This window comes from Malikia sp., from assembly GCF_028687635.1.
GTDB lineage: Bacteria > Pseudomonadota > Gammaproteobacteria > Burkholderiales > Burkholderiaceae_C > Malikia.
Genome location: NZ_JAQTZS010000018.1, coordinates 32,309 through 52,995 on the forward strand (window position 1 = coordinate 32,309; position 20,687 = coordinate 52,995).

16 protein-coding genes and 1 pseudogene are annotated in these 20,687 nt (G+C 68.5%); 12 read left to right on the forward strand and 5 right to left on the reverse strand.

Annotation, left to right across the window (positions count from 1 at the left end; all coding sequences use genetic code 11):
• Nucleotides 1–52: 52 nt before the first annotated feature.
• From rpoD to PHR85_RS11030, 4 genes are all read left to right on the forward strand, one after another.
• Entirely contained in the window at nt 53–2,299 is a 2,247-nt protein-coding gene (gene rpoD, locus PHR85_RS11015) for an RNA polymerase sigma factor RpoD (protein WP_300054253.1), read from the forward strand.
• A 147-nt stretch (nt 2,300–2,446) separates the two neighbouring features.
• Nucleotides 2,447–3,517, forward strand: a complete 1,071-nt coding sequence (locus PHR85_RS11020; RefSeq protein WP_300054254.1) for an efflux RND transporter periplasmic adaptor subunit — start codon at nt 2,447–2,449, stop codon at nt 3,515–3,517.
• Nucleotides 3,514–6,363 (forward strand): ribosome-associated ATPase/putative transporter RbbA, encoded by a 2,850-nt coding sequence (gene rbbA / locus PHR85_RS11025; RefSeq protein ID WP_300054256.1) that lies wholly within the window; start codon nt 3,514–3,516, stop codon nt 6,361–6,363. The genes PHR85_RS11020 and rbbA overlap by 4 nt, the downstream gene beginning before the upstream one ends.
• Complete coding sequence (locus tag PHR85_RS11030; RefSeq protein ID WP_300054259.1) at nt 6,360–7,490, forward strand: ABC transporter permease; 1,131 nt, start codon at nt 6,360–6,362, stop codon at nt 7,488–7,490. The genes rbbA and PHR85_RS11030 overlap by 4 nt, the downstream gene beginning before the upstream one ends.
• A gap of 14 nt (nt 7,491–7,504) precedes the next feature.
• Here PHR85_RS11030 and PHR85_RS11035 read toward each other — a convergent pair whose 3' ends face one another.
• Entirely contained in the window at nt 7,505–8,119 is a 615-nt protein-coding gene (locus PHR85_RS11035) for a TetR/AcrR family transcriptional regulator (RefSeq protein WP_300054274.1), read from the reverse strand.
• A gap of 95 nt (nt 8,120–8,214) precedes the next feature.
• On the opposite strand from PHR85_RS11035, the gene PHR85_RS11040 reads away from it, so the two are divergent.
• From PHR85_RS11040 to PHR85_RS11055, 4 genes are read left to right on the forward strand one after another with little or no spacing between them, the layout of a single operon-like run.
• Nucleotides 8,215–9,699 carry an efflux transporter outer membrane subunit gene (locus PHR85_RS11040; RefSeq protein WP_300054276.1) on the forward strand — a complete coding sequence of 495 codons (1,485 nt, stop codon included), beginning with the start codon at nt 8,215–8,217 and terminating at the stop codon, nt 9,697–9,699.
• 28 nt (nt 9,700–9,727) lie between these two features.
• The gene (locus PHR85_RS11045; protein ID WP_300054278.1) at nt 9,728–10,873 is read left to right on the forward strand and encodes an HlyD family secretion protein; all 1,146 of its coding nucleotides are present in this window, start codon (nt 9,728–9,730) and stop codon (nt 10,871–10,873) included.
• A 12-nt stretch (nt 10,874–10,885) separates the two neighbouring features.
• Nucleotides 10,886–12,448, forward strand: coding sequence for a DHA2 family efflux MFS transporter permease subunit (locus PHR85_RS11050; protein WP_367278735.1), 1,563 nt, complete (start codon nt 10,886–10,888; stop codon nt 12,446–12,448).
• Between the two features lie 28 nt (nt 12,449–12,476).
• On the forward strand, nt 12,477–12,920 hold the full coding sequence (locus tag PHR85_RS11055) for a universal stress protein (RefSeq protein ID WP_300054280.1): 444 nt from the start codon (nt 12,477–12,479) through the stop codon (nt 12,918–12,920).
• Nucleotides 12,921–12,947: 27 nt separating this feature from the next.
• Here the strand turns inward: PHR85_RS11055 and PHR85_RS11060 are convergent, their stop codons facing one another.
• Nucleotides 12,948–13,799, reverse strand: coding sequence for a class III extradiol dioxygenase family protein (locus tag PHR85_RS11060; protein WP_300054281.1), 852 nt, complete (start codon nt 13,797–13,799; stop codon nt 12,948–12,950).
• A 17-nt stretch (nt 13,800–13,816) separates the two neighbouring features.
• The gene (locus PHR85_RS11065; RefSeq protein ID WP_300054283.1) at nt 13,817–14,164 is read right to left on the reverse strand and encodes a protocatechuate 4,5-dioxygenase subunit alpha; all 348 of its coding nucleotides are present in this window, start codon (nt 14,162–14,164) and stop codon (nt 13,817–13,819) included.
• A gap of 93 nt (nt 14,165–14,257) precedes the next feature.
• Here PHR85_RS11065 and PHR85_RS11070 point away from each other — a divergent pair, with 93 nt between their 5' ends.
• Nucleotides 14,258–15,172: a LysR family transcriptional regulator gene (locus PHR85_RS11070; protein ID WP_300054285.1), complete on the forward strand. Its 915-nt coding sequence runs from the start codon at nt 14,258–14,260 to the stop codon at nt 15,170–15,172.
• A gap of 10 nt (nt 15,173–15,182) precedes the next feature.
• On the opposite strand, the gene PHR85_RS11075 is transcribed toward PHR85_RS11070, so the two are convergent.
• Nucleotides 15,183–17,747: a chemotaxis protein CheW gene (locus tag PHR85_RS11075; RefSeq protein ID WP_300054286.1), complete on the reverse strand. Its 2,565-nt coding sequence runs from the start codon at nt 17,745–17,747 to the stop codon at nt 15,183–15,185.
• Nucleotides 17,748–17,874: 127 nt separating this feature from the next.
• Complete coding sequence (locus PHR85_RS11080) at nt 17,875–18,861, reverse strand: helix-turn-helix domain-containing protein (RefSeq protein WP_300054287.1); 987 nt, start codon at nt 18,859–18,861, stop codon at nt 17,875–17,877.
• Nucleotides 18,862–18,967: 106 nt separating this feature from the next.
• Between PHR85_RS11080 and PHR85_RS11085 the strand changes: the two genes are divergently transcribed.
• The 3 genes and pseudogenes from PHR85_RS11085 to PHR85_RS11095 all read left to right on the forward strand — a co-directional run.
• Nucleotides 18,968–20,149 (forward strand): cytochrome P450, encoded by a 1,182-nt coding sequence (locus tag PHR85_RS11085; RefSeq protein WP_300054288.1) that lies wholly within the window; start codon nt 18,968–18,970, stop codon nt 20,147–20,149.
• Between the two features lie 70 nt (nt 20,150–20,219).
• Complete coding sequence (locus PHR85_RS11090) at nt 20,220–20,543, forward strand: 2Fe-2S iron-sulfur cluster-binding protein (protein WP_300054290.1); 324 nt, start codon at nt 20,220–20,222, stop codon at nt 20,541–20,543.
• A 3-nt stretch (nt 20,544–20,546) separates the two neighbouring features.
• Nucleotides 20,547–20,687, forward strand: a pseudogene (locus tag PHR85_RS11095) (pyridine nucleotide-disulfide oxidoreductase); the annotation flags it as partial.

Consider the following 20,687-nt stretch of genomic DNA (forward strand, 5'->3'; position numbering starts at 1 on the left):
GTCCCAAGTTTCAACCGCCGCGGCGCCTTCGCCCCGGCAGAAAGCGTCTGACGTGAGCATCAAACTCAGCAAAGCCGAACTGACCAAAGCCGCCGACGCGCTGCTCGCCGCCGCCCAGGCCGACGGCGCCGCAGCGCCCAAGAAGCGCGCCGCCCGCAAGAAAGCGGCGCCAGCCGAAGCCGCCGCCGACCAGCCGGCCATCGCCCAGCCCGTTGCCGCCAAGAAGCCCGCCGTCAAGCGCGGCCGCAAGCCCAAGACCGAAGCCAAGGCAGCGGGCCCGGGCTTCGATGACGCCGACCTGAGCGACATCGACGAATTGCAGGCCGAGGAACCGGTGACCGAGGAAGCGGTCGCCGACGCGCCGGCCGAGAAGGTCAAGCCGCTGCGCATGAAGGTCAGCAAGGCCAAGGAGCGCGCGCTGATGAAGGAGTTCGGCCTCGACGAGACCGTCCTGAGCGAGGAAGAGGCCAAGCTGCGCCGCGAGAGCCTGAAGAAGCTGATCAAGATCGGCAAGACGCGCGGCTACCTGACGCACGGCGAGATCAACGACCACCTGCCCGACAAGCTGGTCGAGGCCGAGACGCTGGAAGTCGTGGTCGCGCTGCTCAACGACATGGGCGTCTCGGTCTACGAGCAGACCCCGGACGCCGAGACCCTGCTGCTGTCCAACACCGGCCCGACCGCCGCGACCGAGGAGGAAGCCGAGGAGGAAGCCGAAGCCGCGCTGTCGACCGTCGACAGCGAATTCGGCCGCACCACCGACCCGGTGCGCATGTACATGCGCGAGATGGGCACGGTCGAGCTGCTGACGCGCGAGGGCGAGATCGAGATCGCCAAGCGCATCGAGGGCGGCCTGCACGACATGGTCGCCGCGATCTCGCAGTCGCCGGCCACGATCAAGGAAATCCTGGCCATGGGCGAGGACATCCGCTCGGGCGCGGTGGTGATCTCGACCGTGGTCGACGGCTTCACCAACGCCAACGAGGCCGACGACTACGTGGCCGAGGAAGACTTCGACAGCTACGACGAGGCCGATGACGACGACGGCAAGGGCGGCTCCAAGGCGCTGACGCGCAAGCTCGAGGAGCTCAAGCGCGAGGCGCTGAGCCGCTTCGACGACATGCGCGCGCTGTCCGAGCAGCTGCAGCAGATCTGCGGCAGCGAAGGCTACGGCACCCCGGCCTACAAGAAGGCGCAGGCCGCGCTGACCGAGCGCCTGATGAGCATCCGCTTCACCGCCAAGGCGATCGAGAAGCTGTGCGAAACCGTGCGCCAGCAGGTCGAGGGCGTGCGCAAGAAGGAACGCGAGCTGCGCAAGATCATCGTCGACAAATGCCGCATGCCGCAGGAGACCTTCGTCAAGGAGTTCCCGCCCAACCTGATCAACCGCGAATGGGTCGTCAAGCAGGCCGCGGCCAACAAGCCTTGGAGCGTGACCATGGCGCGCCACATCCCGCCGATCCAGCTGCTGCAGCAGCAGCTGATCGACCTGCAGACCGAGGTGGTGGTGCCGCTGGACCAGCTCAAGGCGATCCACAAGCGCATGAACGAAGGCGAGGCGATGTCGCGCAACGCCAAGAAGGAGATGATCGAGGCCAACCTGCGCCTGGTGATCTCGATCGCCAAGAAGTACACCAACCGCGGCCTGCAGTTCCTCGACCTGATCCAGGAAGGCAACATCGGCCTGATGAAGGCGGTCGACAAGTTCGAATACCGTCGCGGCTACAAGTTCTCGACCTATGCGACCTGGTGGATCCGCCAGGCCATCACGCGCTCGATCGCTGACCAGGCACGCACGATCCGGATTCCGGTCCACATGATCGAGACCATCAACAAGATGAACCGCATCAGCCGCCAGCACCTGCAGGAGCATGGCTTCGAGCCCGATGCCTCGATCCTGGCCGAGAAGATGGAGATGCCCGAGGACAAGATCCGCAAGATCATGAAGATCGCCAAGGAGCCGATCTCGATGGAGACCCCGATCGGCGACGACGACGACAGCCACCTGGGCGACTTCATCGAGGACAACGCCAACACCGCGCCGATGGATGCCGCGATGCAGGCCGGTCTGCGCGACGTGGTCAAGGAAATCCTCGACACGCTGACGCCGCGCGAAGCCAAGGTGCTGCGCATGCGCTTCGGCATCGAGATGTCGACCGACCACACGCTGGAGGAAGTCGGCAAGCAGTTCGACGTCACGCGCGAGCGCATCCGCCAGATCGAATCGAAGGCGGTGCGCAAGCTCAAGCACCCGAGCCGCTCGGACAAGCTGCGCAGCTTCATCGACTCGATGAACTGATGCCGGGCTGAGCCAGCCGGATGACTGAAAAGGCCGTGGAGCGATCCGCGGCCTTTTTGCCTTTCTGGCGCCGACGCAGCGGTCCAGGGTGGCGGCAACCCTGCGCCGCGTCCGATAATCGTTGCAAGGGGTAAGGGGGATGCACAGATGACAGTCAAGTGGAAAACGGCTGCCGCTGCTGCGGCCTTGCTGGCGGCAACTATTGCTGCAGTGATCTGGTGGGGCGGCTGGCGCGGCAAGACCGGGATGGAAGGCCTGGTCAGCGGTAACGGCCGCATCGAGGCGACCGAGATCGCGGTCGCCAGCAAGCTGACCGGGCGGGTACAGGAGATCCTGGTCAGCGAGGGCGATTTCGTCCAGGCTGGCCAGCCCTTGGCGCGCATGCAGGTCGACAGCCTGCGGGCCCAGCAGGACGAGGCGGTGGCGCGCCTGCAGCAGGCGCAGCAGGCCATCAGCGCGGCCCAGGCCCAGGTGGCCCAGGCCGAGAGCAGATACCAGTCCGAGCTGGCGGTGGTGGTGCAGCGCGAAAGCGAACTCGACAGCGCCCGCCGGCGGGCCCGGCGCTCGGAACAGCTGGCTCGGGAAGGGTTTTTCTCGGAACAGCTGCTGGAGGATGACCGCGCCAAGGTGCGCAACCAGCAGGCCGTGCTGGCCGCCGCCAAGGCACAGGCCCGGGCGGCCGAGTCGGCCATCACGGCGACGCGGACCCAGGTCGGCGCCGCGCGGGCCAATGCGCGGGCCTTGGAGGCGACGCTGGCGCGCATCGAGGTCGAGCTGGCCGACAGCGAGCTCAAGGCGCCGCGCGCCGGCCGGGTGCAGTTCCTGGTGGTGCATCCGGGCGAGATCGTCGCCGGCGGCGGCAGGGTGCTGGAACTGGTCGACCTGTCCGATGTCTACATGACCTTCTTCCTGCCCGAGCAGGTGGCGGGCCGGGTCGCGCTCGGCAGCGAGGTGCGCATCCGGCTCGACGCCGCGCCGGAGTTCGTGATCCCGGCCAGGGTCTCGTTCGTGGCGAGCCAGGCGCAATTCACGCCCAAGACGGTGGAGACCGCGAGCGAGCGCCAGAAGCTGATGTTCCGCGTGCGGGCCCAGGTCGACCGCGCGCTGCTGCTGCGCCATGCCGAGCAGGTCAAGACCGGGCTGCCGGGCCTGGCCTGGATCAGGCTCGATGCCCAGGCGGCCTGGCCCAAGGCGCTGGCGCTCAAGGAGCGGCCTTGACGCAGCCAGCGCCCTCCAGCCCGACGCCGACGCCGGCCCCTGCCCAGGTCGCCAGGCTGGAGCAGGTGACGCTGCGCTACCGGCGGCAGACCGCGCTCGACGGCATCAGCCTGGAGCTGCCCGCGGGCTGCATGGTCGGCCTGATCGGCCCCGACGGGGTCGGCAAGTCCAGCCTGCTGTCGCTGCTGTCCGGCGCGCGTGCGGTGCAGGCCGGCCGGGTCGAGGTGCTGGGTGGCGACATGGCGAGTCGGCCACACCGCCAGCAGGTCTGCCCGCGCATCGCCTACATGCCGCAGGGCCTGGGCAAGAACCTCTATCCCACCCTGTCGGTGGAGGAGAACCTGCAGTTCTTCGCCCGCCTGTTCGGGCATGACGCAGCCGAGCGGCGCCAGCGCATCGACCGCCTGACCCAGGCCACCGGCCTGCAACCCTTCCTGGCGCGCCCGGTGGGCCAGCTCTCGGGCGGCATGAAGCAGAAGCTCGGCCTGTGCTGCGCGCTGATCCACGACCCCGACCTGCTGATCCTCGACGAGCCGACCACCGGGGTGGACCCGCTGGCCCGGGCCCAGTTCTGGGCGCTGATCGCGGACATGCGCGCACAGCGCCCCGGCATGAGCGTGCTGGTGGCGACCGCCTACATGGACGAGGCGCAGCGCTTCGACTGGCTGCTGGCCATGGACGAGGGCCGCATCCTGGCCGAAGGCCGGCCCGCCGACCTGCTGCGGCGCACCGGTAGCGCCAACCTGGAGGCCGCCTTCATCGCCCTGCTGCCCGAAGCCAAGCGCCAGCAGCACCAGGCGATCGTCATCCCGCCGCTGAGCGACGACGACAGGCCGGAAATCGCGATCGAGGCCGAGGGCCTGACGATGCGCTTTGGCGACTTCGTCGCGGTCGACCGGGTCAGCTTCCGGATCCGGCGCGGCGAGATCTTCGGCTTCCTGGGTTCCAACGGCTGCGGCAAGTCGACCACGATGAAGCTGCTGACCGGCCTGCTGCCGGCCAGCGCCGGCCAGGCCAGGCTGTTCGGCCATCCGGTCGACCCGAAGGACATGGCCACGCGCCGGCGGGTCGGCTACATGTCGCAGTCCTTCTCGCTCTATGGCGAGCTGACGGTGGCGCAGAACCTGGAGCTGCACGCGCGCCTGTTCCATGTCCCCGAGGCCGAGGTGGCGGCCCGGGTGGCCGAGATGGCCGGCCGCTTCGGACTGCTGGAGGCCCTGGCCTTGCTGCCCGAGAAGCTGCCGCTGGGCCTGCGCCAGCGCCTGTCGCTGGCCGTGGCCATGGTGCACCAGCCCGAGCTGCTGATCCTGGATGAGCCGACCTCGGGCGTGGACCCGATCGCGCGCGACAACTTCTGGCGCCTGATGGTGGAGCTGGCCCGGCGCGACCGGGTCACGATCTTCATCTCGACCCATTTCATGAACGAGGCCGAGCGCTGCGACCGGATCTCGCTGATGCACGCCGGCCGGGTGCTGGCCAGCGCCGCACCAACGGCCATCATGGCCGAACGCGGCGTGGCGACGCTGGAGGAAGCCTTCATCGCCCACCTGCTGGCGGTGGGGGGTGGCGCGGCGCCCCAAACCAGCGCGGCTGAGCCCGGGCAGGTGACCGGGCAGTCTTTGACGCCGCCGCTGGCTGCGGTGCTGGGCACCTCCCCTGCGCCGCCCACCGGCGCGAAAAACGCGCGCGGGGCTATCCGTCCGGAACCCGCAAGCCGGCTGCGCCAAAGCCTGCGCCGGGTCTGCAGCTACAGCTGGCGCGAGGCGCTCGAATTGCAGCGCGACCCGGTGCGCGGCGCGCTGGCGCTGCTGGGCTCGCTGCTGCTGATGTTCGTGATGGGCTATGGCATCAGCATGGATGTGGAGCACCTGCGCTACGCCGTGCTCGACCGCGACCAGACCCCGCTGAGCCGCGACTACGCGCTGAATCTGTCGGGTTCCAACTACTTCGTCGAACGGCCGCCGCTGCAGGACTACGCCGAGCTGGACCGGCGGCTGCGCAGCGGCGAGCTGTCGCTGGCGCTCGAAATCCCGCCGGGCTTCGCGCGCCAGGTGGCGCGCGGCGACCCGGCGCAGATCGGCGCCTGGATCGATGGCGCCATGCCGCAGCGCGCCGAGACGGTGAGCGGCTTCGTGCAGGGCATGCACCAGCATTGGCTGCTGCAGCAACTGCGCCAGCACACGGGGATGACGCCGGCCGCGGCGGTCAGCGTCGAGACCCGCTTTCGCTACAACCCCGACGTCAAGAGCCTGCCCGCGATGGTGCCGGCGGTGATCCCGCTGCTGCTGCTGATGCTGCCGGCCATGCTGACGGCGCTGGCGGTGGTGCGCGAGAAGGAGCTGGGCTCCATCATCAACCTCTATGTCACGCCGACCACGCGCACCGAGTTCCTGCTCGGCAAGCAGCTGCCCTATGTCGCGCTGGCGATGGTCAACTTCAGCCTGATGAGCCTGGCCGCCGTCACGGTCTTCGGCGTGCCGATGACCGGCAGCTTCGCTACCCTGGCGCTGGCCGCCCTGCTCTACAGCCTGAGCTCGACCGGCATGGGCCTGCTGGTCTCGACGCTGGTGCGCAGCCAGATCGCCGCCATCTTCTTCGCCATGGTCGGCACGCTGATCCCGGCGGTGCAGTTCGCCGGCCTGATCCACCCGGTCTCCTCGCTCGAAGGCCTGGGGCGCTGGATCGGCGAGCTCTATCCGGCCAGCCACCTGTTCGTGATCAGCCGGGGCGTCTTCAGCAAGGCGCTCGGCTTCAATGACCTGGCGGCATCCTTCTGGCCGTTGGCGGTCGCCGCGCCGCTGATCCTGGGCCTGGCCGTGCTGCTGCTCAGGAAGCAGGAAAAATGATGCTGCGCCAGCTCGCCAACATCTACCGCCTCGGCGTCAAGGAGCTCTGGAGCCTGTGGCGCGACCCGATGATGCTGTTCCTGATCGGCTACACCTTCACGGTCGCGGTCTACACCGCCGGCACCGCGATGCCCGAGACGCTGCACCGCACCCCGATCGCGGTGGTCGACGAGGACGACTCGGCGCTGTCGGCCCGCCTCATCGGCGCCTTCTACCCGCCCTCCTTCACGCTGCCGGTGCGCATCAGCCAGGCCGAGGTCGACCCGGGCCTGGACGCCGGCCGCTACACCCTGGTGCTGGCGATTCCGCCCGATTTCCAGCGCGACCTGCTGGCGGGCCGGACACCGGCGCTGCAGCTCAACGTCGACGCGACCCGCATGAGCCAGGCCTTCGCCGGCAGCGGCTTCGCGCAGCAGATCATCCAGGGCGAGGTGGCCGAGTTCCTGCAGCGCCAGCGCGTCGCGGCCGTGGCCCCGGTCGAGCTGGTGACCCGGATCCGCTTCAACCCGACCCTGTCCAACACCTGGTTCGGCTCGCCGATGGAGCTGGTCAACCTGATCACGATGCTGTCGATCATCCTGACCGGCGCGGCGCTGATCCGCGAGCGCGAGCATGGCACGGTCGAGCACCTGCTGGTGATGCCGGTGACGCCGACCGAGATCATGCTGGCCAAGATCTGGTCGATGGCGCTGGTGGTGCTGCTGGCCTCGGCGCTGTCGCTCAACGGCGTGATCCGCGGCCTGCTGCGGGTGCCGATCGAGGGCTCGCTGTGGCTGTTCTTCAGCGGGGTGAGCCTGCACCTGTTCGCGACCACCTCGATGGGCATCTTCATGGCGACGCTGGCGCGCAGCATGCCGCAGTTCGGCCTGCTGATGGTGCTGGTGATGATGCCGCTGCAGATGCTCTCGGGCGGCGTGACCCCGCGCGAGAGCATGCCGACCTGGGTGCAATGGGCGATGTCGCTGGCGCCCACCACCCATTTCACCGAGCTGAGCCAGGCCATCCTCTACCGTGGCGCGGGACTCGACGTGGTGTGGAGCTCCTTCGTCGCGTTGGCCCTGATCGGGGCGGTGCTGTTCGCGCTGTCACTGCGGCGTTTTCGCGCCACCATCGCTCAGTTGGCTTGATGGCGGCGTGAACGCTAGCGCGCGGGCTGCGCGCCATAGGCCGCCATGAAGACGGCGACGGCACGCTGGACCGTGGCGGCGATCTGCTGCGGCTTGGGCGCCTCGAAGGTGTGGAACATGAAGTGGTCCAGCCACTCGGCCTCCAGCAGGCCCTTCAGGTGCAGGCAGGCGATGTTGGGATCGGCCTGCTTCAGCTGGCCCTGGCGCATCGCCTGCTGCAGGAATTCGGCCACCTCCGCCATGCTGCGGGCCGGGCCGATCTCGTAGCAGCGCCGCCCCAGGTCCGAGCGCCCGGCCTCGGACACCACCAGCCGGCGCACCGCCTGCACCGCCGGCGAATAGATCAGCGTCACGAAGCGCTCGCCGAAGTTCTGCAGCGCCTTCGTGATGTCCTGCTGGCTCGGATCAAGCGCCTCGTGGGTGGCCTGGAATTCCGCCTCGGTCGCCTGCACCACCACCTCGAACAACAGTTCCTCCTTGGACGCGAAGTAGTTGTAGATCGTGGCCTTGGAGCCACCGACGCGACTGCAGAGCTCGGACATGGACGCGCGCTCGAAACCCGACTCCCGGAACAGCTCGGCCGCCATGTCCAGGATGGCCTGTCGCTTGCTCTCGGTCTTCTTTCTCATGCCTCATCCTTTTCTGTACTGATGGGTACATTTTATTTTGCATTCCGCCAAAGTCAATGATAAACTGTACGGTACAGTTAATAAATGGAGTCGAGATGCCCTTCTCACCTGCAGCCTTCCCCACTGCACCGCATCGGCGCTGCCGCCTGGCGCTGGTCCTGGGTTCCGTCATGGCCTTGGCGGCCTGCGCCCAGCTGCCCGACCTGGCCGAGCGCCCGGCCCTGCGAAGCTCGGCCGACTTCCAGAGCGCCCAGGCATTGAGCGCGCCCCAGGCCGACTGGCCGACCGAGCGCTGGTGGGCGGGCTATGGCGACGCTCAGCTCGACGCCCTGATCGAGGAGGCCTGGCGCGGCTCGCCCGACCTGGCGGCGGCGGCAGCCCGGCTGCAACGTGCCGATGCCTTCACGCAACTGGCCGGCTCGGCCTTGAAGCCGCAGGTCAGCGCCAACGCCAGCCTCAGCGCCGACAAGCTGAGCTACAACCACCTGGTGCCGCGCAGTCCCGCCACCGAGGGCTGGAACGACTACGGCCGCGCCACCCTCGACCTGCGCTGGGAACTGGACTTCTGGGGCAAGAACCGCGCCGGCCTGTCGGCCGCCACCTCGGAGCTGCAAGCCAGCCACGCCGAGCTGGCCCAGGCCCGCCTGCTGCTGGCCAGCGGCATCGCTGCAAACTACGCCGAGCTGAGCCGCCTGTTCGCCAACCGCGAGCTCGCCCTGCAATCGGTGGCGATTCGCAGCAAGACCGCCCAGCTGTTTGCCCAGCGCCAGGCCAACGGCCTGGAAACCCGGGGCAGCCTGCGCGCCGCCGATGCCACGCGCGCCGCCGCCGAAGGCGCCTTGCTGGCGGTGGACGAGCAGATCGCGCTGCAACGCAACCGGCTGGCGGCCCTGCTGGGCGCGGGACCGGACCGGGGCCTGGCCATCCAGCCGCCGCGACTCAAGCTGGACCAGGCCTTCGGCCTGCCCGGTCAACTGTCGGCCGATCTGCTGGGCCGCCGTCCCGACGTGGTCGCCGCGCGTCTGGTGGCGCAAGCGCAAGCCAGCCGCATCGATCAAAAGCGCGCCGAGTTCTACCCCAACGTCAACCTGTCGGCCTTCATCGGCGTGCAGTCGCTGGGGCTGGACCTGCTGGGCAAGAGCGACTCCAGCACCGGCAGCGTGGGCCCGGCGATCTCGCTGCCGATCTTCAACGGCGGGCGCCTGCAAGGTGAACTGCGCGGAGCCAACGCGGCCTACGCCGAAAGCGTGGCGCGCTACAACGCGACCGTGGCCCGCGCGCTGCAGGAGGTGGCCGATGCCGCCGTCAGCCAGCAGGCCCTGGGCCAGCGCCTGAACAAGGCCGCGGAAGCGGTGGAAGCCGCCACCGAGGCGCACCGCGTGGCGCGCAACCGCTACGAAGGCGGCCTGGCGACCTACCTCGAAGTCCTGGCGGCCGAGGACGGCCTGCTCGCCAGCCTGGGCCAGCAGACCAATCTGCGCGCCCAGTCCTTCACGCTCGACATCGCGCTCAACCGCGCCCTGGGCGGTGGCTACCAAAACAGCCAGACCACCCCGCCCAGCCTGCACGCCCAGCGCTAAGCCCCCATACCGAACCGAGGAATTTGCCATGTCTGACAACCACACCCACACCGCCACTCAGATCGCAGACCAGCAGCTCAAGCGGCGGCGCAACCAGCGCCTGGCCGCGCTGGGCGGCGTCGTCGTGCTGAGCGCCGTGGCCGTCACGGCCTACTGGACCATGTACGCCTCCCACTTCGTCTCGACCGACAACGCCTACGCCGCCGTGGAAGTCGCGGCCATCACCCCGGCCATCGGCGGCACCGTGGCCGAGGTGAAGGTCAAGGACACCCAGGCCGTCAAGAAGGGCGAGCTGCTGTTCCAGATCGATCCGACCGATGCCCAGCTGGCGCTGGCCCAGGCCGAGGCCGAGCACAGCCGCGCCATTCGCCGCGTGAAAAGCCTCATCGCCACCGACGGCAACCTGAGCGCGCAGATCGCCGCCCGCGAAGCCGACGGCCAGAGCGCCAGCGCCCGGCTGGCCGCCGCCCAGGCCGATTTCGAGCGCGCCCAGGTGGACTTGCAGCGACGCAAGGCCCTGGTCGAGTCCGGCTCGGTGTCGGGCGATGAACTGACCCGGGCCCAGAACGCCTTTGACGCCGCCACCGCCCAGCTGGCCGCCGCCAAGGCAGGCGCCGCGCAGGTCAGCGCCAACCTGAAGGCCGCCACGGCCGCCAAGGAAGCCAATGCGGCCCTGATCGCGGACACCACGGTGGACAACCACCCGGATGTCGCGGCGGCGCGCGCGCGCCTGGAACAAGCCAGGGTGGACCTGGGCCGCACCACCATCGTCGCGCCGGTCGATGGCGTGATCGCGCGCCGCCAGGTGCAGGTCGGCCAGCGGGTGCAGGTCGGCATGCCGCTGATGGCCGTGGTGCCGGTGAGCGAGATGTACGTCGACGCCAACTTCAAGGAAGTCCAGCTGGCCAAGGTCAAGGTCGGCCAGCCGGTCAAGCTGCACGCCGACCTCTACGGCAAGAACGTGACCTACCACGGCGTGGTGGAAGGCTTCTCGGGCGGTTCCGGCTCGGCCTTCGCCACCATTCCGGCACAGAACGCCACCGGCAACTGGATCAAGGTGGTACAGCGCCTGCCGGTGCGCATCAAGCTCGACCCCAAGGAGCTCGAAGCCCACCCGCTCAAGGTCGGCCTGTCGATGAACGCCGAGATCGACACCCGCGGCGGCCAGCAGTAAGCGAGGCACCCCATGAGCCAAGCTGTCAACACTGCGCCACCGGGCGGCCTGGGGCGCGACGGCCCCATCGCGCCCCTGACGGGCCCGATGCTGCTGGTCGCCGCCCTGATGCTGGCGGCGGCGAACTTCATCGCCGTCCTCAACATGACGATCGCCAACGTGGCGGTCCCCAACATCGCCGGCGCCCTGGGTGCGGCCGCGAGCCAGGGCACCTGGGTCATCACCTCCTACGCCGTGGGCGAGGCCATCACCGTGCCGCTGACCGGCTGGTTCGCCGCGCGCTTCGGCGCGGTGCGGGTGTTCGTGGCGTCGATGATCCTGTTCGGGGTGTTCTCCATCCTGTGCGGGCTCTCCAACTCGATCGGCATGCTGGTGGTGATGCGGGTGTTCCAGGGCCTGAGCGGGGGTCCGCTGATGCCGCTGTCGCAGACGCTGATGCTGCGCATCTTCCCCAAGGACAAGGCGGGCGCGGCGATCGGCATCTGGTCGATGACGACGCTGGTGGCGCCGGTGGTCGGTCCGATCCTGGGTGGCTGGCTGGTCGACGACTACAGCTGGAACTGGGTGTTCCTGATCAACGCGCCGATCGCCATCGGTTTCGGCCTGGGCGCCTGGAAGCTGCTCAAGCACCTGCGGGACGAGCCGGTGCGCAACCCCTTCGACAGGGTGGGCCTGATCCTGCTGATCGTCTGGGTCGCCGCGCTGCAGCTGGTGCTCGACGAAGGCAAGAACCTCGACTGGTTTGCCTCCAGCCAGATCATCGGGCTGTCGATCGTGGCGGTGGTGGGCTTTGCCGCCTTCCTGATCTGGGAGCTGCACGAGAAGCACCCGGTGGTCGACCTGCGGGTGTTCCGCCACCGTGGCTTCAACGCCTCGGTGATCACGGTCAGCGTCGCCTACGCCGCCTTCTTCGGTGTCAGCGTGCTCACGCCGCTCTGGCTGCAGAGCTTCATGGGCTACACCGCGACCGACGCGGGCCTGGCCACGGCCTGGACCGGCGTCACCGCGCTGTTCGTGGCCCCGATCGTGGCCAACAGCAAGCGCGATCCGCGCGCGCTGGTCTGCTTCGGCCTGGTCTGGATGGGGCTGGTGACGCTGTGGCGCAGCATCGCCAACAGCGACATGGCGTTCTGGGACATCGCGATTCCGCTGGCGGTGATGGGCTTTGCGCTGCCGTTCTTCTTCATCCCGACCTCGGGCATCGCGCTGGGCAGCGTGGAGGAGCGCGAGATGGATTCGGCCGCCGGCCTGATGAACTTCCTGCGCACGCTCTCGGGCGCCTTCGCCACCTCGGTGGTGACGACGGTCTGGAGCAACCAGACCACGCGCAACCACGCCGAGCTGGTGGGCCTGACCGACCGCGACGGCAGCGTGCGCGACCTGCTGACCCAGTCGGGCACGCCGCCCGAGGTCGCCACCCAGGTGCTGGACTACCTGCTGACCTCGCAAAGCGGCATGCTGTCGACCAACCAGGTGATGACCGGGGTGGCCGTGATGTTCTTCATCGCCGCCGCCATCATCTGGATGGCCCCCAAGCCCACGCGGACCATCGAGCCCGGCGCGGGCGGCCATTGAAGCTCCACCCTACAAGCAAGGAATTGCCATGTTCAAGCATCTTCTCGTCCCGACCGATGGTTCCCCCCTCTCGCAAGACGCCATCGCGCGGGCGGTGTCCTTTGCCAGGGAGGCGGGCGCGCGCATCACCTTTTTCTATGCGGAGCCCGAGGCACCAACGGCCTACCTGGGCCTGGGCGCCATCGGCAACCCGCACCTGAGCCAGGAATTGCGCGAGCGCCTCGACGGCGCGGCGCAAGAGATCCTGAGCGCCGCCCGGCAGCTGGCGCAGGCGGCCGGGGTGGATTGCCAGCAACTGGCGCGGGTGGGCGACCGCCCCTATGAGCTGATCATCCGGGCGGCGGAGTCCAGCGGCTGCGACCTGATCTTCATGGCCTCGCACGGCAGGCGCGGCGTCACGGCGCTGCTGCTGGGCAGCGAGACCCAGAAGGTGCTGACGCACTCGAAGATCCCGGTGCTGGTCTACCGCTGAAGCAGCCCCCAGCAGCCCAGCAGCGCCTTACTCGATGGTTTCCAGCGCCAGCACGCCGGTGGCGGTGTTGGAGATCGGCAGGTAGTAGTTGCTGTGCACCTGGCGCACGCCCGAGCCGGCGGTGGTGAGCGCGGCGCGCATCGCCAGCCACATCAGCAGCTCGACGCCCTGGGTGCCAGCCTTCTCGACGATCTCCAGGTCGCTGAACTGGGTCACCCACTCGGGGTTGGAGACCATGCTCCGCATGAACTGCTTGTCGAAATGGGTGTTGATGTGGCCGGCGCGCTCGCCTTCGAGCTGGTGGCTCAGGCCGCCGCTGGCCAGCACCATCACCTTCTTGTCGCTGTCCCAGGACTGGATCGCGCGACCCACCGCCTGGCCCAGCTTGTAGACGCGCCGGGTCGTCGGCAGCGGGAACTGCACGGTGTTGATGTTGATCGGCACGATCTGCACCGGCGCGACGGCATGATCGGGCCAGAACAGCTTGAACGGCAGCGAGCAGGCGTGGTCGACCAGCATTTCCTGGCAGGTCACGAGGTCGAACTCGTCGGCGATCAGGCGGTTGATGATGTGCCAGGACAGCTCCTGGCAGCCCGGGGTCGACGGCAGGGTCGGAATGCCCCAGCCCTCGTCGGCGTTGCTGTACTCGGCGGCGGCGCCCACCGCGAAGGTCGGCATCTTGTCGAGGAAGAAGTTCAGGCCGTGGTCGTTGTAGAACACCACCAGCACGTCGGGCTTGACCTGGCCCAGCCACTGCTGGATGGGCGGGAAACCGTCGAAGAAGGGCTTCCAGTAGGGCTCCTGCTGCAGGCCCTTGGCGAGCGCCTTGCCGATGGCGGGGATATGCGAGGTGGCGAGACCGCCGATGAGTTGTGCCATTTGTCCGTGCTCCGGTGTTACTGCTGGGCGTAGGCGGCCAGCTTGGCCATGAAGGCTTCCTTGCTCATGCCGGTCTGCTGGGCGCCGATGTCCTGCATGTCCAGGCCGAAGATGCCGGCGAACTTGGCCAGGTAATAGGCATTGCCGCCGGCGGCGATCAGCTCGAGCACCTGCTTGGAGCGGATCGCCGCCTTCTGCTGCTCGTTGAGGCCGAACTGGCTCATGTAGGCCTCGGGGTCGGCGACGAAGGCGTCGCGGTTGGCCTTCTCGTTGAACGAGAAGCACATCTTGTTGAGGGCATAGCCCTTCATGGCCTCGACGCCGTCGAAAGGCGTGGTGCCGGGAATGGTGATCTTGTTGTTCACAGCCGTCTCCTCTGGGGGTGGATCCATCACGGGAATGGCGCGAGTGTGCACAGGCTGTCACATAAAATAAACAGATTGATTCTAATACTTCCCATGAAAAAATTCGATTGGTCCGATCTCGATGTCCGGCTGCTGCAGCTGCTGGTCGCGGTGGTGGATCGCGGCAGCATCACCGGCGCGGCACAGCAGCTGGAGGTGACGCAGTCGGCGGTCAGCCACCAGCTCGACAAGCTGCGCGCCATCACCCAGGACCCGCTGTTCGTCAAGTCGGGCCGTGGCATCGTCGCGACCGCCCAGGCCGAGGCGCTGGCCGCGCGGGCGCGCGAGCTGCTGCGCCAGATCGAGCGCTTCGCCCGTGGCCACGAGTTCGACCCGGCGCGCTGGCAGACCCGCATCACGATCGCGGCCAACGACTTCCAGCGCGACTTGCTGCTGCCGGGACTGATGCACAGGCTGCGCGCCCAGGCGCCGGGCGTGACGCTGCGCGTGATCCCGTCCGGCGTGCCCCGGCTGGAGCTGCTGCGCAGCGACGACTGCCAGCTCATCATCAGCCCGCGACCGCCCGAGGGGGGCGACATCCTGCAAAAACGCCTGTTCGAGGACCGCTACCGGGTGTTCTACGACCCCCGGGCACGCCAGGCGCCGCTCGACCTGGCCGACTACCTCGCGAGCGAGCATGCGTCGGTGCTCTACGAGCCAAACCGCTCGCTCGACCTCGACGAGCTGCTGCTGCGCCAGGGGCTGCCACGGCGCTTCGGCGTGCTGCTGCCCGGCTTCAGCGCCCTGCCCGCCTTCATCCGGGGCACGCCGCTGCTGGCCACCCTGCCCGGCCTGCTGGCCCGGCAGACGCTGGCCGGGCTGGCCCATGCCGAGCCGCCGCTGCCCTGTCCGACGCTGCCGATGTACCTGATCTGGCACGCGCGCTACCAGCAGGACCCGGCCCACCGCTGGCTGCGCGAGCAGATCGAGGCGGGCGTGGCGCCGGCGCTGGCGGACCGGCGCGGCTGAGGCCGCGGCGTCAATCGATCGGCACCGCCTCGCTCGGCGCGGGCGCGCCGTGCTGCAACAACTGGAACAGCGGCTCGACCTCCAGCAGCTGGATCAGCACGCGCCCTTCATCCGCCTGGATCAGGCGCTCGACCAGGCGACCGGCTTCGGCTGCGCGACCCAGCGGCAGCGGCTGGATCTGGCGCTCGGAGAATTCGGGCACGCCATGGAGCTCCTCGATCAGCAGGCCCAGGGTCTGACCGGCATGGCGCACGATGATGACCTGGCTGCCGCCGTCGACGACCGTGGCCTGGCCGTGCAGCAGCCGGCCCAGGTCGAAGACCCAGACGAACTGGCTCGCGACGGCGTCCCCATGCGGCAACAACATGCCGATGCGACAGGGGTGGCCGCCAACCGACATCGGCGTCAGCTCGGAGGCCGGCAACGCCTGCTGGACCTGGCGGGCATCGATGGCCAGCAGGCTGCTGCCAGCCGAGAAAGTGGCGTATTCCCGCCCGCCTTCGCTAGCGGCCTCGGTGAGCGCGGCGGCCAGAGCCGGATGCAGCGCGCCGCCGCGTTCACGCACCGCGCCCAGCCGCTTGAACACCAGCGCCAGCACCTCCTCGCCATAGCCGTCGCTGACCTTGAACTCGCGGTAGCCCTGGCCGGCCGAGCAACCCAGGATGGCGTAATGGCCATCATGGACCACGATGCGCGCGACGCTGCGGCCGGTTTTGAGCGCCAGCAGGTCGGCATCGATGTCGAGCCGGCTGCCGACCGGCCGCGACGCGTCGGTGCTCGCCAGGATACGGGCCTGGCGGTCGATGTAGAAGGCCGTGCTGTCGCTGTGCTGGCCCAGGCTGCCGTGCAGCATCGCGGCGAGCTCGCGCCGGGCATCGAACACGATGCCGATGCCACCCAGCACGCGGTCGGGCTGGCCCGGATCGCGGATGGCGGCGTGGTAGGTATAGCTCGGCACGCCACCCGACAGCAAGGAGCCCTCGAAGGGCGTCACATGGTAGGACTGCTCGCTGCGCAGCTGCAGCACGGCGCCCAGGGTCTCGGCGTCGATGCGGTGACCGACGATGCTGTCGCCCGCCAGGCCTTCCTGCTCGGGATGGCTGCTGGCCAGGATGCGCCCGTCGCGGTCATAGACGAACAGCCGGTTGTAGACCGTGTAGAGCTGGTTGATGTAGTCCAGGATCGGCTTCATGTCCGGGGCCGGCTCGCCTGGCGCAGTCGCCAGCGCCGCGCACAGCTCCGGCGTCAACGCCCACCAGCGGCAGTCGTTGGCGCGCTCGTAGAGGTTGCGGTCCAGCAGATCGACCAGCAGGTGCGCGACCGATTCGGCATTGTTCAGATTGGACTCCAGCACGGTTTCGTACAGGTCGCGGATCGACTGCGAGAACAGCTCGTTGCTGCGCGCGCCGGTTTCGCTGATCTGCTCCAGGATGCTCTTGAGCTTGCGGTGCCCGCCGTCCTGGCCGGCCGAGACCAGCTGACCGTTCCAGACCACGCGCCGGATGGTATCGGTGGCGGTCATGATCTCGTACAGCGGCGGACTGAACGAACTGGCGTGGGACAGCAGGCCGCTGGCCAGCGCCGGCTCCAGGCTGTCGAGCGGCTGGCGGGTATTGGACGAAAAGGCCAGATCGACCGGAATCATGACCTGACCCTGCCAGCCCGCCGGGCCTTGGTAGCCCTGGTAGCCCTCGGCGGCAAAGGTGCGCACCAGGTATTCACGGCCCGCATGGACCCGCAGCCGCGGCTGGCCGCAGCGGTTGACCGGTACCCGGACACCGAGCGCGATCCAGCCCGGATCGGCGCTGGCGATGACCCGGTCCTCGGCGTCCAGCAGCAGCATGTTGGCCCGCCCTTCCGGGTCGCGGTGCGCACGGAAGATGCCCGCCATCTCGGCCGCGAAATCGAAGCTCAGGCACAGCAGGCCGATGACGGCGCCGCTGTCCGGATGCAGGATGCGGCGCGAATAGATCAGCGCCTGGGCCTGGCCGGGCCGCAGGTCGGTGGCGCGGAAGGTCTCGACGAAGCCGTCGCTGGCCAGCGTCTGCGCCAGCAGGGCATCCTGGCTGCGCTGGAGCGGCCGGTTGTCATCGAGATGCGCCAGCACCTGGCCCTGGGTGTCGAGCAGCAGGATGTCGTCATAGACCGAGTACAGGCTGCGGTAGGCGCGCAGGCGCGCGCGCACCCGCTCCAGCTCGCCGCGCTGGCCGGCGACGAAGGCGCACAGCTCGCGGTCGCGGGCCAGGAAGCCGACGTCGGCCGTGCGCTCGTACAGGTTGCGCACCACGATGTCGATCACGTACTGGGCCTGGGTGCCGATCGCGTCGAGCACGTTGGCCACCTTCTCGCCCACCAGGCTGGCGACCAGCTCCCGCTCCAGCCGCTTGAAGCCGGCGCGCGTGGCGGCCATGGTCGGCAGGATGCTCCTGGCCTCGACCGGGCAGTTCATCTTGGCCGACGACTCGATCATGCGCCACATCAGGTGGAGCTCGTGCAGCGACTGCTCGCAGCGAACCACGTCCCGCATGTACGGCAGGAAGGTGTCGATCGGGAGGGTCGTGGCGTCTCGGGTCATGGCATCTCGCGGCAAAGACCTTGACCCAAGCAAGTGACGTGCCATCGCTGGCCCCCTTCATGAGGCCGGCAAACGCACTAAATTGGTGCATACGCAGCCGCATGACCTTGCACTCTTGTGGTGCCCATCATGCTGCCGATGCACCAGAAACGACTGCGCCCAACCCGCCCAGCTGGGCCTGGCGCCAACGGTGCGGGTTCATGCCCATGCGGCGCTTGAAGAAGCGCGAGAAATACGCCGGATCGGCAAAGCCCAGCTCCTCGGCCACGCCCGCCACCGGCGCCGCGATATAGACCAGCCGGCGGCAGGCCTCGCGCGTCAGGCGCTCATGCACCAGTTCGAGCGCCGAACGCCCGCTTTCGGCGCGCGCCAGCCGGTTCAGGCGCGGCGTGCTCAGCCCCAGGCGCGAGGCGTACTGCTCAAGCGACCAGTGCTCCAGGAAACGCTCCTCGACCAGCAGCAGGAAGCGGGTGAACAGCGCCTGGTGCCGGTGCGCCGCCGCGCCGCCGGCCTGGCGCTGGCGCTTGCAGGCCTGCGCCAGCCGCCAGACCAGCGAGCGCGCCAACCAGACCGGCACCGGCGAGTCGGCATTGCCCGGCAGCATGAACTCGGCGGCCAGCTCGCGCAGCAAGGCATCGAGCCGCTGCTGCGGCGCCTCGCCAGCATCGAAGCGGATGACGGCCGGCCCGGCAAACAGCAGCCGGAAGGCCTCGCCCACCGCCTGGAACTCGCCCTCGACCAGGAAGCGCGCGCTCAGCGTCAGCACCAGGCCGTCGGTGCCGGGCTCGAAGCGGAAACCATGCACCACGCCGGGCGGCACCACGATCGCCGCCGGCCCGGCCACCGACTCGCGCGCCTCGTCGAGCAGCACCGAAACCTGGCCCTTGCGCACCCACAGGACCTGGTACAGGCCCTGGTGCAGGTGGGCGTCGATCTCCCAGTGGTAGAGGCTGCTGCGCGACCAGACCTCCTCGATGTGCAGCATCTCCTGGCCCGGACTGGCCACCTCGCCGTAGAGCGCGAAGCGCGGAATGCCCGCATCGCCCACGGGTCGGCGGGACGAGACGACACGGGTCTTCGCTGCGCCGCTGGCAGTCTGGTCGTGATTTTTCATGGTGGTCACATATGAACGAAAAGTGCAATTTTCAGCGCGTGATTTTGCATCGCGATTCGAGCGGGCTGGCCTTAAAGTCACATCCATCCCAGTTTGAGGAGACAAGATGACCGATTTCCATTTCGATCCCTATTCACCCGCGGTCGACGCCGACCCGTTCCCGTACTACCAGCGCCTGCGCGACGAATTCCCCTGCTTCTGGAGCGAGGAAGCGCAGATGTGGATCCTGTCGCGCTACCAGGACATCGTCAGCGCCGGCATGGACTGGCAGACCTACTCGTCGGCCAGCGGCAACCTGATGACCGAGCTGCCGGGCCGCGCCGGCTCGACCCTGGGCAGCTCGGACCCACCAAAGCATGACCGCCTGCGCGGCCTGATCCAGCACGCCTTCATGAAGCGCAACCTGCTGGCGCTCGAGGAGCCGATCCGCGCCGTGGCCAAGGAAGTGTTCGGTCAGCTCAAGGGCGAGAAGGAATTCGACTTCAAGGATGTCTCGGCCCAGTTCACCGTCAAGGTGCTGATGGCGGCACTCGGCCTGCCGATGGGCGACGAGGCCATCGTGGACGAGAAGATCGTGCGCGAGAACGCGGTGCTGATGGTGCAGTCCGACGCCCGCACCCGTGCCAAGGGCCCCGAGCATATCGCCGCCTTCAACTGGGTGAAGGACTACGCGGCCAAGGTGATCGCGATGCGCCGCGCCGAGCCGCGCAACGACCTGATCAGCAACTTCGCGCTGGCCGAGATCGACGGCGACCGCCTCGACGACAACGAGGTGCTGCTGACCACCACCACGCTGATCATGGCCGGCGTCGAGTCGCTCGGCGGCTTCATGATGATGTTCGCCTACAACCTGGCGACCTATGACGAGGCGCGCCAGGCCGTGGTCGCCGACCCGGCGCTGCTGCCCGACGCGATCGAGGAGTCGCTGCGCTTCAACACCTCGGCCCAGCGCTTCCGCCGCCGCCTGATGAAGGATGTCGAACTGCACGGCCAGACCATGAAGGAAGGCGACTTCGTCTGCCTGGCCTACGGTTCCGGCAACCGCGACGAGCGCCAGTACCCGAACCCCGAGCGCTACGACATCACGCGCAAGCCGCGCGGCCACCTGGGCTTCGGTGGCGGCGTGCACGCCTGCCTGGGCACCGCGATCGCCCGCCTGGCGGTCAAGATCGCCTTCGAGGAATTCCACCTGGTGGTGCCGCAATACCGCCGCGTGGCCGACCAGCTGCCCTGGATGCCGTCCTCGACCTTCCGCAGCCCGTTGGTGCTGCAACTGACCACCGCCTGATCATCCTGTAATCTCGAAGCTGCCGCCGGTACACCGGGCGGCAGCCTTTTTGCATTTTTGGAGACACCCCATGACCCAGATCACCTACGTCGAAGCCAACGGCCAGTCCACCACCGTCGACCTGCCGGACGGCTGGAACCTGATGCAAGGCGCCATCGTCAACGGCGTCGAGGGCATCCTCGGCGAATGTGGCGGTTCCTGCGCCTGCGCCACCTGCCACTGCTATGTCGACGAAGCCCGCCTGGGCGACCTGCCGCCGCCCAGCGAGACCGAGCTCGACATGCTGGAAAACGTCGCCGCCGAGCGCCGCGCCAACAGCCGCCTGGCCTGCCAGCTCAAGGCCTCGCCCGCGCTCGCCGGCCTGATCCTGAGCCTGCCCGCCATCCAGGAATAAGCCATGAGCGACAGCACCCAGGCTGGCATCGTGATCATCGGCGCCGGCCAGGCCGGCGTGCAGACGGCCGAATCGCTGCGTGCCGGCGGCTATGCAGGCAGCATCACGCTGCTGGGCGACGAGCCGCATGGCCCCTACCACCGC

What these genes read in the sequence shown, in the direction of transcription:
- PHR85_RS11020 (WP_300054254.1), top strand. Translation starts at nt 2,447, where the DNA reads ATGACAGTCAAGTGGAAAACGGCTGCCGCTGCTGCGGCCTTGCTGGCG.
- PHR85_RS11030 (WP_300054259.1), top strand. Translation starts at nt 6,360, where the DNA reads ATGATGCTGCGCCAGCTCGCCAACATCTACCGCCTCGGCGTCAAGGAG.
- PHR85_RS11035 (WP_300054274.1), bottom strand. Translation starts at nt 8,119, where the DNA reads ATGAGAAAGAAGACCGAGAGCAAGCGACAGGCCATCCTGGACATGGCG.
- PHR85_RS11040 (WP_300054276.1), top strand. Translation starts at nt 8,215, where the DNA reads ATGCCCTTCTCACCTGCAGCCTTCCCCACTGCACCGCATCGGCGCTGC.
- PHR85_RS11045 (WP_300054278.1), top strand. Translation starts at nt 9,728, where the DNA reads ATGTCTGACAACCACACCCACACCGCCACTCAGATCGCAGACCAGCAG.
- PHR85_RS11050 (WP_367278735.1), top strand. Translation starts at nt 10,886, where the DNA reads ATGAGCCAAGCTGTCAACACTGCGCCACCGGGCGGCCTGGGGCGCGAC.
- PHR85_RS11055 (WP_300054280.1), top strand. Translation starts at nt 12,477, where the DNA reads ATGTTCAAGCATCTTCTCGTCCCGACCGATGGTTCCCCCCTCTCGCAA.
- PHR85_RS11060 (WP_300054281.1), bottom strand. Translation starts at nt 13,799, where the DNA reads ATGGCACAACTCATCGGCGGTCTCGCCACCTCGCATATCCCCGCCATC.
- PHR85_RS11070 (WP_300054285.1), top strand. Translation starts at nt 14,258, where the DNA reads ATGAAAAAATTCGATTGGTCCGATCTCGATGTCCGGCTGCTGCAGCTG.
- PHR85_RS11075 (WP_300054286.1), bottom strand. Translation starts at nt 17,747, where the DNA reads ATGACCCGAGACGCCACGACCCTCCCGATCGACACCTTCCTGCCGTAC.
- PHR85_RS11080 (WP_300054287.1), bottom strand. Translation starts at nt 18,861, where the DNA reads ATGAAAAATCACGACCAGACTGCCAGCGGCGCAGCGAAGACCCGTGTC.
- PHR85_RS11085 (WP_300054288.1), top strand. Translation starts at nt 18,968, where the DNA reads ATGACCGATTTCCATTTCGATCCCTATTCACCCGCGGTCGACGCCGAC.
- PHR85_RS11090 (WP_300054290.1), top strand. Translation starts at nt 20,220, where the DNA reads ATGACCCAGATCACCTACGTCGAAGCCAACGGCCAGTCCACCACCGTC.